This window comes from Bradyrhizobium erythrophlei (assembly GCF_900129425.1).
GTDB classification, from domain to species: domain Bacteria; phylum Pseudomonadota; class Alphaproteobacteria; order Rhizobiales; family Xanthobacteraceae; genus Bradyrhizobium; species Bradyrhizobium erythrophlei_C.
Window position 1 is genome coordinate 8,087,598 of the sequence record NZ_LT670817.1, and the last position, 14,711, is coordinate 8,102,308.

Here is a 14,711-nt window from a genome sequence, read left to right on the forward strand (position 1 = left end):
TCCCGTCAATGGCCGGCCATCGCGGGGATCTCGCCGGGGATCATGGTCGGCGGCACGACGTCGTCGGGGCCGAGTGCATGCTCGGGCGCGAGTTCGCCCTCCCATTTCGCCACCACCGCGGTTGCGAGCGAGTTGCCGATCACGTTAGTGGCGCTGCGTCCCATGTCGAGGAAGGTATCGATGCCCATGATCATCAGCAGTCCCGCCTCGGGAATGCCGAACTGGCCCAGGGTCGAGGCGATCACGACCAGCGAGGCGCGCGGCACGCCGGCGACGCCTTTCGAGGTGATCATCAAGGTGGCGAGCATCGCGAACTGGGTGCCGAGCGACATCTCGATGTGGTAGGTCTGCGCGATGAAGATACTGGCAAACGTGCAGTACATCATGGTGCCGTCGAGATTGAAGGAATAGCCGAGCGGCAGCACGAAACTCGAGATCCGCGCCGACGCGCCGAAGCGGTTGAGGCCTTCGAGCGTCTTCGGGTAGGCGGCTTCCGAACTCGCGGTCGAGAACGCGATCATCAGGGGTTCCCGGATCAGCCGCAGCAGATGACCGTATCTGGGCCCGATGACCACAAAGCCGACGATGACGAGGATGCCCCACAGCAGCATCAGCGAAAGATAGAAGCCGCCCATGAAGACGATCAGCTTCCACAAGACCAGCAGGCCGTTCTTCGCCACCGTCGCCGTGATCGCCGCCCACACCGCGATCGGCGCAAACAGCATGACATAGCTCGTCACCTTCAGCATGATGTGGCCGAGGTCATCGATCACAGACAGTATCTGCTTGGAGCGCTCCGGCAGCGCCCCCAGTGCGACCGAGAAGAACACCGCGAACACCACGATCTGCAGGATCTCGTTCTGCGCCATCGCGTCCGCAATCGAGGTCGGAATCAAATGGGTCAGGAATTTCTCGAGCGAGAACGCCGACACCGGCAGGCCGGTCGATTGCGCCTTGTCCGGCAGGGTGCCGGGGAAATTGGCGCCGGGCTGCAGCAGATTGACCATGACGAGGCCGAGCAGCAGCGAGACAAACGAGGCACTGACAAACCAGCCCATGGTCTTGGCGAAAATCCGCCCGAGTCTGGCGCCGCTGCCCATATGCGCGATGCCGCCGACCAGGGTCGCAAACACCAGCGGTGCGATGATCATCTTGATCAGGCGCAGGAACAGCATCGCGATCAGGTTGACGGCGGCTGCGATATCCCCGCGGCTATCGGGAAGATAATTGAAGATCAGCGCCCCCATCACGATGCCGAGCACCATCGCGATCAGTATGTACTGCGTAAACCTGTTCGACATGTCCTTACCCCCGTAAGTTCCGCCATGCCTGAGTTTGGCAGATTTCGGGGCCGACGCAACACGCTTCAACCCGCCGGCGCGTTCGCCACAATGTTCCCGTTGTGAAATGAACGCCCGCCGACTAGCGTTGGGCGCAACGCACAATATGTGCAGTTGCGCGTTTCGTGCGCGTCGATTGCATCAGGAAACGCCAATGTCATTGGAGGAAGCACCATGAACGACTCTGTCAATCGCCAGGTCCTGCTGGTGGAAAAGCCGACCGGAAAACTTGGGCCCGAGCATTTCGAGATGGCCAAGGCGGCGATCCCGGAACCGAAGGACGGCGAAGCCTTGCTGCGGGTACGCTATATTTCGTTGGACGCCGCCAACCGGGCCTGGATGCACGGCGCGACCTACCGCGCGGCGGTCGAGGCCAACACCGTGATGGCCGGCGGCGGCATCGCCGAAGTCGTGTCGTCGAAGGCGCCGGGACTGGCGCCCGGCGACATCGTGTTCGGCGATACCGGCTGGCAGGACTATGCGGCGGTGCCCGCAAAGCACCTCACCAAAATGCCGAAGGTCGAGCCGATGACGCATCTGCTAAGCGTCTACGGCATCGCCGGGCTGACCGCCTATTTCGGGCTGCTCGACGTCGGCAAGCCGAAAGCCGGTGAGACTGTGGTGGTCTCGGCCGCCGCCGGTTCGGTCGGTTCGATCGTCGGCCAGATCGCCAAAATCAAGGGCTGCCGCGTGGTCGGCATCGCCGGCGGCAAGGACAAGTGCGACTGGCTGACCTCCGAACTCGGCTTCGATGCCGCGGTCGACTACAAGGACGGCGCGGTGTTCAAGGCGCTCAAGGCAGCGGCGCCCAAGGGCATCGACGTTTATTTCGACAATGTCGGCGGCGACATCCTCGAAGCCTGCCTCGCGCAGATGAACAATCGCGGCCGCATCGCCTGCTGCGGCGCGATCTCGCAATATGACGGCGTGCCGTCGGCGCATGGGCCGCGCGGCGTGCCCGGCCTGATCGTGGTGAAACGCCTCGTCATGCAGGGCTTTATCGTGATGGACTTCATGGACCAGCGCGACGAGGCGCTGAACGACCTGCAATCGTGGGTTGCGTCGGGCAAGCTCAGGGTTCAGGAGGACATTATCAATGGCCTTGAGAACACGCCGAAAGCGCTGATCGGATTGCTCGCGGGCGAAAACCGCGGCAAGCGGATGATCCGGGTGTAGGACAGGGAGGCCCGAGGCGGATCACGGCGCGCAAGATTTGAGCATTAACGGATCAGTAACCATGGTTGCAGGGCAAGCGCACCGCGACACAAGCCGATGACGTAAGGAGCAAAAAACCTTCTAAACTCAAAATTAGAAGCTCCTGCCTAGTGTCGATTGATTGTCACATCGAGCCGGGTCAGATGAAACAGCGGTGGCACCGCGTTACCCAGACGGCGATGGTCGCCGCGAGCCTGGCCGCATTCGTGACCGGGGGGCATTTTGCTGCGAAGGCGGTCATTGAAGCGCAGCAATCGAGGCAACTCGTTGAGCTGACGGACGTCGCATTGCGACGCTCCGAGACTGCGGTGGATTTTGGTGCTGCAACCCTGGATGAACTCGCCAGGCGCGGGCCGCTGAACTGCGATCCCGCGTCGCTGCAGGCCGTTCGTCTTCAAGTTTACCAACGGTCCACGGTAAAGGATATACGCTTAGTCGATCGCAATGGCTCGGTTATCTGCTCGGCTTATTCCGAGACGTTGGAATTTGACAACGGACTCGTGAATCGCCCCGACATGTTGCGCTCCGACGACCGGCGTCTCCTGCTTTTTCGGGTCGATCAGTTCAGTGGCGTCGCGCTTGGTGTTCTCAGGGATGTTGACGAGAACACGTCACTGGTCGCCATTCTCGGAATCAATTCCTACGTCTTCGACATCATGCCCGCCGAACTGCGGGAACATAGCGAAGTATTGCTGGAGCTGAACAACGGCTCGGAGGTTGGACAGTTCTCCACGAAACGCCACAGTGAGTTCTCGAATCTGGTCAGCCTTGGCAACGTCTCCAACCGGTACCCGCTCCATGCGACGATCCGCGTTGAACGCAGTGCTTTGGAGCGATGGCACACCCAGGCTTACTGGCCAACGATGCTGATCGCTTCCGTGCTGGGGCTGGTCTTTGGTCTGCTGCTGACGAGGACGACAGCCCGGCTGGAAGGCCCGATAGCCGATATCGATCGAGCCCTGGCCCGGCACGACTTCAAGCCGTTCTTCCAACCGACGTTCGATCTGCGCACCGGTGCTATTCGTGGGTGCGAAGTGTTGGCTCGATGGGTGCGCGAGGACGGCATCACGATTCCCCCCATGAGTTTTATCCCGCTCGCGGAATCCAGTGGGCGCATCGAGCCAATGACATGGCAGATTTTGGCAGCCGCCCTCAAAGACCTGTACCCTCGTCTACGGGAAGACAAGTATTTCAAATTGTCTTTCAACGTGGTCCCCCGCCATCTGCTTAGTGACGGTTTCGTCGAAGAACTCCGTCGGATCGTTTTGGGGGCCAAAGTTTCGGCACGTCAGGTTGTCATTGAAGTGACAGAGCGCAGCGAAATGCCCGATCTCGCCAAGGCCGCTGCGGTCGTGAGAGAATTACGCGAACTCGGCTTCAGGGTAGCGATGGATGACGTCGGCGTCGGACACAGCGGCCTTTCCCAAATAAAGGGACTTGGTGCCAACATCATCAAAATCGACAAGTTCTTTGTCGATACGATCACCGAAGATGCATCAGCCATTGCTATCGTTGAGATGCTGGTGCGTCTCGCGCGAGATTTGAAAATGACTGTTATCGCCGAAGGTGTCGAAACGCCCGATCAGGTTCGGGCGCTGATAGCCTGCGGCGTCGAGGAAGGACAAGGCTATATCGTTTCCCCGCCACTGCCATTCGCGAAGTTCGATGAGCTACTGGAAACCAGCCGAACTCAAGCGTTTGCCGAAGCCGCCGTTCGGGAAGCGGCGCTTGTCGCATAGTTCATCACTTCACCATTTGGCCCCGAAGTTCGCCTCCTGGATTGGCTGCGGTATGAACGTTGGCATACCATTTGCCTGCTAGCAGGTCGGCCGCCTGGCTTTCCGAAATCGTTGCAGTCCCCTGTCGGATCAAGCTGAACGATGGTGGCGAGTTGGGTCGGCGACGCCGCGCCAACCAGTTCTCCGACCGAAACCAGATGTGCGCTGACGATGCCGTCGAACGGCGCCACCACGTTGGTATAGCCGTAATTGACCGCGGCGATCTTGGTGTTGGCCTGGGCCTGCTGCAGGTTGGCCTGGGCGTTGTCGCGTGACGACGTGGACGTGTCCAGCGTCGCCTGCGAGACGGCTTGCTTCTGAACCAAATCCGCCTGACGTTTGTAGTCGGCTTCGGCCTGCTTCAACGACGCCTGCGCGCCGGCTTCGGCCGCCTCGGCCTGTTCGAGTTTCAGCTTGTAGGTGTCGGGCTCGATCGTGAACAGCGTGGTGCCCTGTTTCACGAATGCGCCGTCCTGATAATTGATCGATTGCAGCACGCCCTGCACCCGCGCGACAAGATCAACGGATTTGATCGGAGCAGTGTTGCCGGTGGCCTCGAGATAGCGCGTGACGGCCCGCTGCACCGGCACCCCGACATCAACCTTCGGCGGTGGCGGCGCCACAAAACTGTTCTGTTCGCAGGCGGCGAGCACGAGCGGTGCCGACACCGCGAAGGAAAGGCCACAGGCCGCGCGGGCTGTTCGTTTCGCGCTGCCGTTCGGTCTGACCCATGCCGGCGAACGCGAAGGCTTCATTCCCCTGCCCCGTTCATCTCTTCTGCAAACGGCTTTTGCGCTGCGAAGGTCTTCCGCGATCGAAGAATAGCAACAATCCGCTTGCGGCGGAACTTGAAAGCGAAAATGATGGCGGCCGCACGAAGATATTTCTGTCGGTCTTGTCACAATTTCATTTCGGTTGAAGCGGCGGCTCCAGCGCGACAACGATAAGGATTTTGTCAAATGATCAACACGTCGAAACGTGCGCCGCTGCTTGCGGCATCGCTGGCCCTCGTGCTGTTTGGCGTCGCGACGCCGGCGTCTTCGCAAAGTCCGACCGATGCACAGCGCAGCGCGATCCGCTCGCAATGCCGCTCGGACTATCAGGCCCATTGCGCCAGTATCCCGCCGGGCGGGGCGGCGTCGCTGCAATGCCTGCAGCAAAACATGTCGAGCCTGTCACCGGGCTGCCAGAGCGCGGTGCGAGCGGTGGAAGCGCCGGCCGAACCCAAAGCCGAGGCCAAGCCCGAATCCGCGCCGGTCGCCAAGCCCGCCACCGAGACCGCCGCGCCGGCAATGGAGCCCGCCCAACCGGCCGCCGAGACCCCCGTTGCGCCGGCTCCCAAAGCGGCGACGGCGGCAAAGCCGGCGCCAAGTCCGATGGCCAAGAAGCCAAGCGGCAGCCAGATCGCGGCGGTCCGCAGCGCCTGCCGTTCCGACTACCAGCGAAACTGCGCCGGAGTCCCGACCGGCGGTGCGGCGGCGCTGCAATGCCTGCAAAAGAACCAATCGAAACTCTCGGCGAACTGCGAACAGGCGGTCAGCGCGGCCAGCGGTGGGGCTGCGACGCCTGCCGCGGCCGGCGTTCCCTCTGCCGCAGCGCCCGGTGCAGCGCCTGCCGCCCCGCCCGAGCCCGCACTGGTCTTGCGGCCGATGCGGCCGCGCGAGGAGTTGTTCGTGTTGAGGTCGGCCTGCGGTGGAGACGTCCGCGCGCTGTGCGCCGGCGTTCAGCCCGGCGGCGGCCGCATCATACAATGCCTGGCAACGCAGGCGGCTTCGCTTTCGCCGGCGTGCAAGGGTGTGCTGGGCCAGTTCGCCGCGCAATGAATTAAACGGCGCGACATTTCCGCAGCAGCCTGCGAAGCTTCGTTGTACACCTGCGCTGCTGCCGGTCACGCCAGCCGGGTGCTGCCCGATCGTTTGCCGATAACGCTGGCTGGCTGTCATGGCCGGCCACTGGACACGTTCCAGGGGTTAGTCTTTAAGCGGGAGATTCTCCGCTTTTGCCGGGCCATCGAGGGAGGAAGCTTGTGCGTATCGCCGTGATCGGCGGAGGCCCCGGAGGTCTCTATTTCGCCTATCTCTGGAAGAAGCGTCACCCGGACGCGACCATCGACCTGTTTGAGCAGAACGCCGCCGGCGCCACCTGGGGCTTTGGCGTGGTGTTCTCCGAGCAGGCGCTGGAATTCCTGCGCGCTGACGACCCCGATACGGTCGATGCCATCGCGCCACGGATGGAGAGCTGGAAGAACATCACGCTCAACCTGCGCGGCGAAAGCGTCGAGATCGACGGCGTCGGCTTTTCCTCGATCGGCCGGCTCGATCTGCTCGGGATCCTGCAGGCGCGCGTCCGCTCGGTCGGCGTCACGCCGCGATACGACACGCTGGTCCAGTCGACGGCCCAGTTGGCCGGTTACGATCTGATCGTTGCGGCCGATGGCTTGAACTCGCTGGTGCGCCGCAGCTTCGAGGCCGAATTCGGCACGTCTGTATCCCATTCCGCCAACAAGTTTGCCTGGTACGGCACCACAAAGCGGTTCGAGACGCTGTCACAGACGTTTGTCGCGACCGAACTCGGCACCTTCAACGCCCATCACTACCGCTACGCGCCCGCCATGAGCACGTTTCTGGTCGAATGCGATCCCGAGACCTGGTGGCGTTACGGCTTCGCCGACAAGACGGTCGAACAATCGCAGGCCAGTTGCGAGCAGGTGTTCGCTGCGACGCTCGATGGCCACGGACTGGTGTCGAACAAATCGGTGTGGCGCAATTTTCCGTGGATCTGGAACGAGCGCTGGTCGTCAGGCAATATGGTACTGATCGGCGACGCCCTGCATTCGGCGCATTTTTCGATCGGATCGGGCACGCGGCTCGCCATCGAGGACGCGATCGCGCTGGTAAAGGCGCTGGAAGCGGAAGCGGATATTGCCGCGGCACTCGTCCGCTATGAGGCCGAGCGCAAGCCGGTCGTGAAAAAGCTGGTGACGGCGGCGCGCACCAGCGCCGACTGGTACGAAAAATTCCCCGACCATATGAAGCTCGGCCTGATGGATTTTGCCTACAGCTATATCACCCGTTCGGGGCGGATCGACGATGCGCGGCTGCGCACGATGTCGCCGGCCTTCATGGCGCGTTATGAGGCGTCGAAAGCGTCGTCGCTCGGCGGGAGCAAGGCATGACCTCGCCGAAGCCACCCGGATCGGTTGAGATTGTCGACGCCGTGCCCGGCGATAGCCCGGGCGCACAAGAGATCGGCTTTACGATCCCGGAACGCTACAACGCCAGCCGCATCCTGTTCGACAATCTCGGGAAGGGCGGCGGCGACCGCATGGCGCTGACGGGTCCGGCCGGAACGCGCAGCTATGCCGAACTCTGCGCCGAAGCATCGCGATGGGGACATGGCTTGCAGTCGCTGGGACTGGCGCGCGGCGACCGCATCCTGATGTTCCTCGACGATTCGCCGGCCTATCCGGCGGCATTTTTCGGCGCAGTCCGAGCGGGCTTCGTGCCGCTGTTGATCAATACGCTGACGCCATCGGACCTGCTGCAATTTTATCTGTCGGACTCCGGCGCCACGATGGCCGTCGCCGATGCCGAGTTTTGCGCGCGCTTCGACACAGCGGCCTGCAAGGACACGGCATTGCGCACGCTGATCGTCGTCAACGGCGCGGTTGACGATCACGCCGTGCCGAATGCCATCGTCGCAGAGCCTTGGCTGCAGGGATTTCCGGCTGACCTCGCCGAAGCCGACACCCACCGCAACGAGATGGCGTTCTGGATGTATTCGTCGGGCTCGACCGGACGGCCCAAGGGCATCGTCCATCTGCAGCACGATATGGCCTATAGCGAAGCCGCGTTCGCACGCAATGTGCTGAAGCTCGACCCCGGCGACATCTGCTTTTCGGTGCCGAAGATTTTCTTCGCCTACGGCTTCGGCAACTCGATCACCTTCCCGTTCACCGCGGGCGCAGCCACGCTGCTGCTGCCGGGCCAGCCGAAGCCTGCGGCTATCTTTGCGGCGATAGAGCGTTTTCGCCCGTCCGTCTTCTTCGGATTGCCGACGCTCTATACGTCCCTGACAAAGGCCGAGGGTGCTGCGGCCACGGATTTTTCCTCGCTCCGCATGGCGCTGTCGGCCGCGGAAGTGCTTTCCGCTGAGGTTTTCAACGGCTGGAAGAGCCTGACCGGCATCGAGATCATGGAGGGGCTGGGGTCCACCGAAGTGCTGCACATCTACCTGTCCAACCGGCCGGAGCAGAAAAAACTCGGCGCCGCCGGGCTTCGGGTGCCCGGCTATGAAATCGCGCTGAGAGACAAAGACGGCCGCGAGGTCGGCGACAACGAGGAAGGCATTTTGTGGGTGCGCGGCGATTCCAACACCCCGCTATATTGGAATAGACCCGACAAATCGGCCGAGACCATCCGCGAAGAGGGATGGATCTACACCGGCGACCGTTTTGTCCGCGATTTTGACGGCTTTCATTTCTTCCGCGGCCGCGCCGACGACCTGATCAAAATCTCCGGCCAATGGGTCTATCCGCTCGAAGTCGAACTCTGCCTCGCCGAGCATCCGCAGGTGCGCGAATGCGCGGTTTTTGCTGTCGAGTTGCCAGACCGTCGCATGACCCTGAAGGCCGTCGTCGCCATGAACAGTCGCGCCTTCGATGAACGCGAAGCGACCCGGCTGTTGCAGGATTTCGTGAAGGAAAAATTATTGCCGTACAAATATCCGCGCGAGATCAGGTTCATCGACGAGTTGCCAAAAACCGGCACCGGCAAGATCGACCGGCAAGCGCTGCTGCGGGTTTAGCGGCAGAAGGATGTCCGATCTTCGCCTCAGCCCACCCGGTGTCGTCCCGGCCTTGAGCCGGGATCCATAACCACCGACGTTTGTTGTCGCATGAGACAGTTGCTCCAGCCTTCGCCCCTTGCGCACCGGTGAATATGAGTCCCGGCTCAAGGCCGGGACGACGTGGAGGGTTGGTCCCTATCCCTTTAGCCCCGTTCCGCCATACAGCCACGCCAGATCGCCGTAATAATCCTCCGACGTCTTCGCGCTCATGATGGCGTTGCGTATTCGCGCGTGGTCGCCTGCGGGGTGGTAGATGTGCTCGCCGATGGCGCGGGACAGGAGCTGCACGCGTGCGGTGCGCGGGAAGCGCTGCTGGCGATATTGCTCCAGCGCGGCGGCGTGGTCACCGGGATGGGTCCCGAGCATGTGCGACAGGCACACCGAGTCCTCCAGCGCCATGCAGGCGCCTTGCGCGAAATATTGCAGCATCGGATGCGCGGCATCGCCAAGCAGCGCGACGCGGCCGTCGACCCAGCGTTCGAGCGGCTCGCGGTCGCACAACACCCAGGCCTTCCAGTTCTTGCCGTGGCGAATGATCTCCTGTGCGCGCGCATGCACATGCGCAAAACCCTGCATGACCTCGTCGTCGGATACCGGCTTGCCGGCGACCGGCTCCGGCGCATCGTTGTGACAGGTGACGACGAGGTTGAACACTTTCCAGTCCGACAGCGGGTAATGCACGATATGGCATTTGGGGCCGGCCCACAGCGTCGCCGCATTCCAGCGCAGATCCTCCGGCATTTCCCCGGTGGGAATTACCGAACGATAGGTGGTATGGCCGGAAACCCGCGGCGGCCCGTCGGCGACGACTTGTTTGCGGATATTCGACCACAGCCCGTCGGCGCCGATCAGCAGCGATCCCGTGACATCATCGCCGGAAGCCAGCCGCACCGTCACCGACGCGCCGTTCTGATCGTAGCCGATCACTTCGGAACTGACACGCAGATCGATCAGCGCGTGATCCCGGCAGGCTTTCAGCAATACGCCGTGCAGATCGCCGCGATGCACGACCGCATAAGGGTTGCCGAAGCGCGCGCGGAACGCATCGCGCAGATCGACATGGGTGATCTCTTCGGCCGTCAGCGCATCCATCAGCCGCAGCTGATCGATATAGACGGCCATGCCGCGCGCGGCCTCGCCGACCCCGAGATAGTCGAAGGCATGGAACGCGTTGGGTCCAAGCTGGATGCCGGCGCCGATTTCCCCCAGCGCCGAAGCTTTCTCCAGCAGGATCGAGGCAATGCCCTTTTGTGCGAGGCCAAGCGCGGCGGCGAGACCGCCGATACCGCCGCCTGCGATCAGCACCGGTCGTGCGGCCGCCGGTCCCATCAGCCCGATTTCCCGAGATGTTCGAGCGCGTCTTCGGCCCGCAGCGGCACCCGCGACGCCTCGTTGTTGAGATCGACCAGCTGCGTCAACAGCGCCAGCAAGGTCTTGCGGTCGGCCGGCTTTAAGGGCTGCAGCATCCGCGCCTGCGCGCGGTCGACCGACGGCATGATATCGCGCAACAGCGCCGCGCCTGACTTGGTCAGATGCAGCAGTTTGATCCGTTTGTCCTCGCGCGATGGCTTGCGCTCGATGTAATCCTTGGATTCCAGCCGCTCGATCACATTGCCCAGCGTCGAGCGGTCGAAGGCGATCACGGCGGAGAGCCGGGTGGCGTCGATGCCGGGATGGGTGCGGATCGCGACCAGGGCTGCAAATTGCACCGGCGTCAGGTCGTGATCCCTGCACTCCTCCACGAAAATCGAAACCGCGATCTGCTGCATCCGGCGAAACAGATAGCCCGGCGCGGAATAGACCGCATCCATCGTCACCGCGGCTGGCTTATTCGGCATCGGGCTGCCGCTCCGGTGCCGCGTCCGCGAACGCCTTGTTGTTCTTCGCAGCCGTTTCGGCCTGCAGCAGGCGCGGAAAGGCGGCGAGATCGACTCCAAAACGCCGCGCATTGGCCAACTGCGGCACCAGGCAGAGGTCGGCGATGGTCGGTGCCGTGCCGAAGCAAAATGGGCCGGGTTCGTTCGCGATCAGGGTTTCGCAGGCCGAGAGGCCCTCGCGGTTGGCCCAGGCCGCCCACTCCGTGACCTTTTCTTCCGCCAGGCCGAGCTGCCGCAGCCGCGCCAGCACCTTCAGATTCTGCACCGGATGGGTATCGCAGGCCAGCGCCATCGCAAACGCCCGGACTTTGGCGCGCTGCAGCGGATCCTTCGGCAGCAGCGGCGGCTCGGGGTGGATTTCATCGAGCCATTCGATGATCGCGAGCGACTGGGTGAGGATGGCACCGGCATCGTTCTCCAGCGTCGGGACCAGTCCCTGCGGATTGATCGCCAGATAGGAGGGCGCGCATTGCTCGCCCTTGCGAAGATGGTGCGGCAGGTGCTCGGCGCTCAAACCCTTCAGGTTCAACGCGATTCTGACCCGGTAGGACGCGCTGCTGCGAAAATAGCCGTGCAGCCTCATCGGAACCTCCCCAAATTTTCTCGTTTTGCTTTTGCTGGCTCATTGACGCTACCCACTTTGTAAGTATGCTGTCAATAATTCGAAACGATAACGAGGGAGGCTTGCCATGGAAGCCGTGCAGAAGACCCCGGAACGCGAGGCGTTCTACAAGAAGATCGACGGCGAAAACCTCTCCGCGCTGTGGAACGTGATGGGCGACCTGATCACGCCGGAGCCCAGGAGCGCCTGCCGACCGCATCTATGGAAATTCGACGCCATCCGCGACTACATGACGGAAGCCGGCAAGCTGATCACCGCCAAGGAGGCCGAGCGGCGGGTGCTGGTGCTGGAAAATCCCGGGCTGCGCGGCCAGTCGAAGATCACGACATCCTTGTTTGCCGGCGTGCAGATGGTGGTCCCCGGCGACATCGCGCCGGCGCACCGGCACAGCCAGTCGGCGCTGCGGTTCATTCTCGAGGGCAAGGGCGCCTATACCTCCGTCGATGGCGAGCGCACCGCGATGGAGCCCGGCGATTTCGTCATTACGCCGTCGATGACGTGGCATGACCATTCCAACGAAACGTCCGAGCCGATGTTCTGGCTCGACGGGCTCGATATCCCGATGGTGCAGTTCTTCGATGCCTCCTTCGCCGAAGGCTCGACCGAGGAGCAGCAGAAGATCACCCGTCCCGCCGGCGACAGCTTTGCGCGCTACGGCCACAATTTGCTGCCGGTCGACGAAAAGCGCACATCGAAGACCTCGCCGATTTTCAACTACCCCTACAGCTACACCCGCGAGGCGCTGGAACAGGCCAAGGTGCGCAACGAGTGGGACGCCTGTCACGGCCTGAAACTGAAATTCTCCAATCCCGAGACCGGCGATTTCGCGATGCCGACCATCGGCACCTTCATCCAGTTGCTGCCCAAGGGCTTCAAGACCGCGCGCTATCGCGCCACCGACGCCACGGTATTCGCGGCGATCGAAGGCAAGGGGCGTTCGCGGATCGGCGACCAGAGTTTCGAGTGGGGCCCGCGCGATTTGTTCGTGGTGCCGAGCTGGCAGTGGGTCACCCACGAGGCCGACGAGGATTCCGTACTGTTCAGTTTCTCGGACCGTCCGGTGCAGCAGAAGCTGGATCTGTTCAGGGAAGATCGCGGCAATGCGTGAGGCGGCATTGCGAGCAGTCGCCGCTTGCTGGGAACACCTCTCCCCTTGTGGGAGAGCAAAGGCCGCCTTCGGCGGCCGTCCTTGGAAAGAACGCCGAAGCTATGCTTCGGCTATGTCGCATCGTGAGATGCGATCCGGGTGAGGGGTTACGCTCCATCGATAGACCGTAACCCCTCACCCCAACCCTCTCCCGCAAGGGGAGAGGGAGCTCACTGCCGTCGCCGAGACAGCTTCGCTCAATCCAACCAACTAGCTCTAATCACCGCCAGTGCAGCAATCTCGTTTCCAGCCAATTGATCAGCCGTCCTACCGCGAGCCCGAACAGCGACAGGATCACGACGCCCGCCAGGAGCTGATCGGTCTGCATCAGGTTGCCGGCCTGCAGCACAAAAGCGCCGATGCCGTATTCGGCGCCGATCATTTCGGCGCTCACCACCAGGAGCAGCGCGATGGAGGCGGTGATGCGGAAGCCGGCGAGAATCGAGGGCAGCGCGCCGGGCCAGATCACCCTGATCACGATCGCATGAAACGGCACATTGAAACTCTGCGCCATCCGGATCAGATTGCGCGGCACATTGTCGACGCCGCTATAGACCGAGATCGCGGTGGAGAAGAACACCCCGAGCGCGATGGTGGCGATTTTCGGCTCTTCGCCGATGCCGAGCCACAGGATCAGCAGCGGCAGCAGCGCGATTTTCGGAATCGGAAACAGTGCCGAGATGAAGGTGATGCCGACGCCGCGCGCCAGACTCGAGAGACCGATCGCAAAGCCGACGACGACGCCGGCAATCGTTCCAAGAAGCCATCCGGTTCCAATCCGCATGATCGACCAGGACAGATGGTGCCAGAGCGCGCCTGAGATCGCGAGCTGCCAGATCGCGCGCACGATTGCGGACGGCGCCGGCAGAAACAGCGGATTGACCCAGCCAGCGCTGCCGGCCAGTTGCCAGAATCCGATCACCAGCGCCAGCGCAATCCAGCCGGAATAGCGGCCCGCTTTGGGGCTGAAGCCGGCGCCGCGAAAGGCCACCGGCCGCGTCTCGCCATTGCGGTCGGCTGGCGGCGAACCTTCGTTGGCCTGCGCACGGTCAAGCATGCTGGACCTCGCGCTCGGCGTCGATCGCTTCTTCGCGGATCAGCGACCACAGCTCGCTCTGCAGCGCCAGCAGCTGTTCGCGGGCGTGGATGTCGCCGCGTTCGCTGCGCGTCAGCGGGATGCTGACGACCTCGCGGACCCGGCCGGGCCGCCGCGACAGCACGACGATGCGGTCGGCGAGCCGAACAGCCTCCTCCAGATTATGCGTCACATAGACCGCGCCCATCGCGCCGTCAGCGAGCAGACGGATAAAATCCTCCATCAGCAATTCGCGGGTCTGCGAATCCAGCGCCGACAGCGGCTCATCCATCAGCAGGATCGCGGGGCGGACCGCGAGCGCCCGCGCAATGCCGACGCGCTGGCGCATGCCCCCGGACAGTTGTTTCGGATAGGTGCCGCGGAAATCCGACAGGCTGGTGCGGCGCAGGGCGTCATCGACCACGGCGCGGCGATCGCTCGCGGCAAGGCTGGTGTGCAGCAGCGGAAATTCGACGTTTTCCCCGACCGTGCACCAGGGCAGCAGCGCAAAATCCTGGAACACAAACGTCAGAGGATTGAGGCTGCCTGCCGGCGCCGCGCCGCGCAGCTCCGCCGCGCCGGCGCAGGGCTGCAACAACCCGCCGAGGACCGACAGCAGCGTGCTCTTGCCGCAGCCGGACGGACCGACGATCGCGACCACCTCGCCGGCGCCAACCGTGAACGACACGTCGTCGAGCACCTCGAGCGCGCCGAAGCGGTGGCTGATATGGTCGGCGATCAAGTCCATGTGGGATCCTGTTTCGATTCGTGATCCCGAGGGCCGTCATTGCGAGGAGCCAACGGGTCCG

The 14,711-nt window shown here is 62.9% G+C and carries 12 protein-coding genes and 2 pseudogenes; 6 read left to right on the forward strand and 8 right to left on the reverse strand.

The window, feature by feature from the left end; all coding sequences use genetic code 11:
• Positions 1 to 5: 5 nt before the first annotated feature.
• The gene (locus B5527_RS38510; protein ID WP_079606136.1) at positions 6 to 1,301 is read right to left on the reverse strand and encodes a dicarboxylate/amino acid:cation symporter; all 1,296 of its coding nucleotides are present in this window, start codon (positions 1,299 to 1,301) and stop codon (positions 6 to 8) included.
• A 213-nt stretch (positions 1,302 to 1,514) separates the two neighbouring features.
• Here B5527_RS38510 and B5527_RS38515 point away from each other — a divergent pair, with 213 nt between their 5' ends.
• Both B5527_RS38515 and B5527_RS38520 read left to right on the forward strand, forming a co-directional pair.
• Positions 1,515 to 2,516, forward strand: a complete 1,002-nt coding sequence (locus B5527_RS38515; protein ID WP_079606137.1) for an NADP-dependent oxidoreductase — start codon at positions 1,515 to 1,517, stop codon at positions 2,514 to 2,516.
• Positions 2,517 to 2,698: 182 nt separating this feature from the next.
• A complete protein-coding gene (locus B5527_RS38520; RefSeq protein WP_079606139.1) occupies positions 2,699 to 4,294 on the forward strand; it encodes an EAL domain-containing protein in 1,596 nt (531 codons plus the stop codon).
• 4 nt (positions 4,295 to 4,298) lie between these two features.
• Here B5527_RS38520 and B5527_RS38525 read toward each other — a convergent pair.
• Positions 4,299 to 4,400: pseudogene (locus tag B5527_RS38525) on the reverse strand (CHRD domain-containing protein); the annotation flags it as partial.
• Between the two features lie 19 nt (positions 4,401 to 4,419).
• Positions 4,420 to 5,088, reverse strand: a pseudogene (locus tag B5527_RS38530) (efflux RND transporter periplasmic adaptor subunit); the annotation flags it as partial.
• 204 nt (positions 5,089 to 5,292) lie between these two features.
• On the opposite strand from B5527_RS38530, the gene B5527_RS38535 reads away from it, so the two are divergent.
• From B5527_RS38535 to B5527_RS38545, 3 genes are all read left to right on the forward strand, one after another.
• Positions 5,293 to 6,156 (forward strand): hypothetical protein, encoded by an 864-nt coding sequence (locus B5527_RS38535; RefSeq protein WP_079606140.1) that lies wholly within the window; start codon positions 5,293 to 5,295, stop codon positions 6,154 to 6,156.
• A 203-nt stretch (positions 6,157 to 6,359) separates the two neighbouring features.
• Complete coding sequence (locus tag B5527_RS38540) at positions 6,360 to 7,508, forward strand: FAD-dependent monooxygenase (RefSeq protein WP_079606141.1); 1,149 nt, start codon at positions 6,360 to 6,362, stop codon at positions 7,506 to 7,508.
• The gene (locus B5527_RS38545; RefSeq protein ID WP_079606142.1) at positions 7,505 to 9,139 is read left to right on the forward strand and encodes a benzoate-CoA ligase family protein; all 1,635 of its coding nucleotides are present in this window, start codon (positions 7,505 to 7,507) and stop codon (positions 9,137 to 9,139) included. The genes B5527_RS38540 and B5527_RS38545 overlap by 4 nt, the downstream gene beginning before the upstream one ends.
• A 177-nt stretch (positions 9,140 to 9,316) precedes the next feature.
• Here the strand turns inward: B5527_RS38545 and B5527_RS38550 are convergent, their stop codons facing one another.
• Genes B5527_RS38550 through maiA form a run of 3 tightly spaced genes read right to left on the reverse strand, consistent with a single transcriptional unit; the run spans position 9,317 to position 11,641 of the window.
• Positions 9,317 to 10,510 (reverse strand): 3-hydroxybenzoate 6-monooxygenase, encoded by a 1,194-nt coding sequence (locus B5527_RS38550; protein WP_079606143.1) that lies wholly within the window; start codon positions 10,508 to 10,510, stop codon positions 9,317 to 9,319.
• On the reverse strand, positions 10,510 to 11,019 hold the full coding sequence (locus B5527_RS38555) for a MarR family winged helix-turn-helix transcriptional regulator (protein WP_079606144.1): 510 nt from the start codon (positions 11,017 to 11,019) through the stop codon (positions 10,510 to 10,512). Before B5527_RS38555 ends, B5527_RS38550 begins: the two co-directional genes overlap by 1 nt.
• Entirely contained in the window at positions 11,009 to 11,641 is a 633-nt protein-coding gene (gene maiA / locus B5527_RS38560) for a maleylacetoacetate isomerase (RefSeq protein ID WP_079606145.1), read from the reverse strand. Before maiA ends, B5527_RS38555 begins: the two co-directional genes overlap by 11 nt.
• Before the next feature lie 106 nt (positions 11,642 to 11,747).
• Between maiA and gtdA the strand changes: the two genes are divergently transcribed.
• Positions 11,748 to 12,788 carry a gentisate 1,2-dioxygenase gene (gene gtdA, locus B5527_RS38565; RefSeq protein ID WP_079606146.1) on the forward strand — a complete coding sequence of 347 codons (1,041 nt, stop codon included), beginning with the start codon at positions 11,748 to 11,750 and terminating at the stop codon, positions 12,786 to 12,788.
• Between the two features lie 259 nt (positions 12,789 to 13,047).
• Here gtdA and B5527_RS38570 read toward each other — a convergent pair whose 3' ends face one another.
• Positions 13,048 to 13,884 (reverse strand): ABC transporter permease, encoded by an 837-nt coding sequence (locus B5527_RS38570; RefSeq protein ID WP_079606147.1) that lies wholly within the window; start codon positions 13,882 to 13,884, stop codon positions 13,048 to 13,050.
• Positions 13,877 to 14,650: an ABC transporter ATP-binding protein gene (locus B5527_RS38575; RefSeq protein ID WP_079606149.1), complete on the reverse strand. Its 774-nt coding sequence runs from the start codon at positions 14,648 to 14,650 to the stop codon at positions 13,877 to 13,879. Before B5527_RS38575 ends, B5527_RS38570 begins: the two co-directional genes overlap by 8 nt.
• Positions 14,651 to 14,711: the final 61 nt, after the last annotated feature.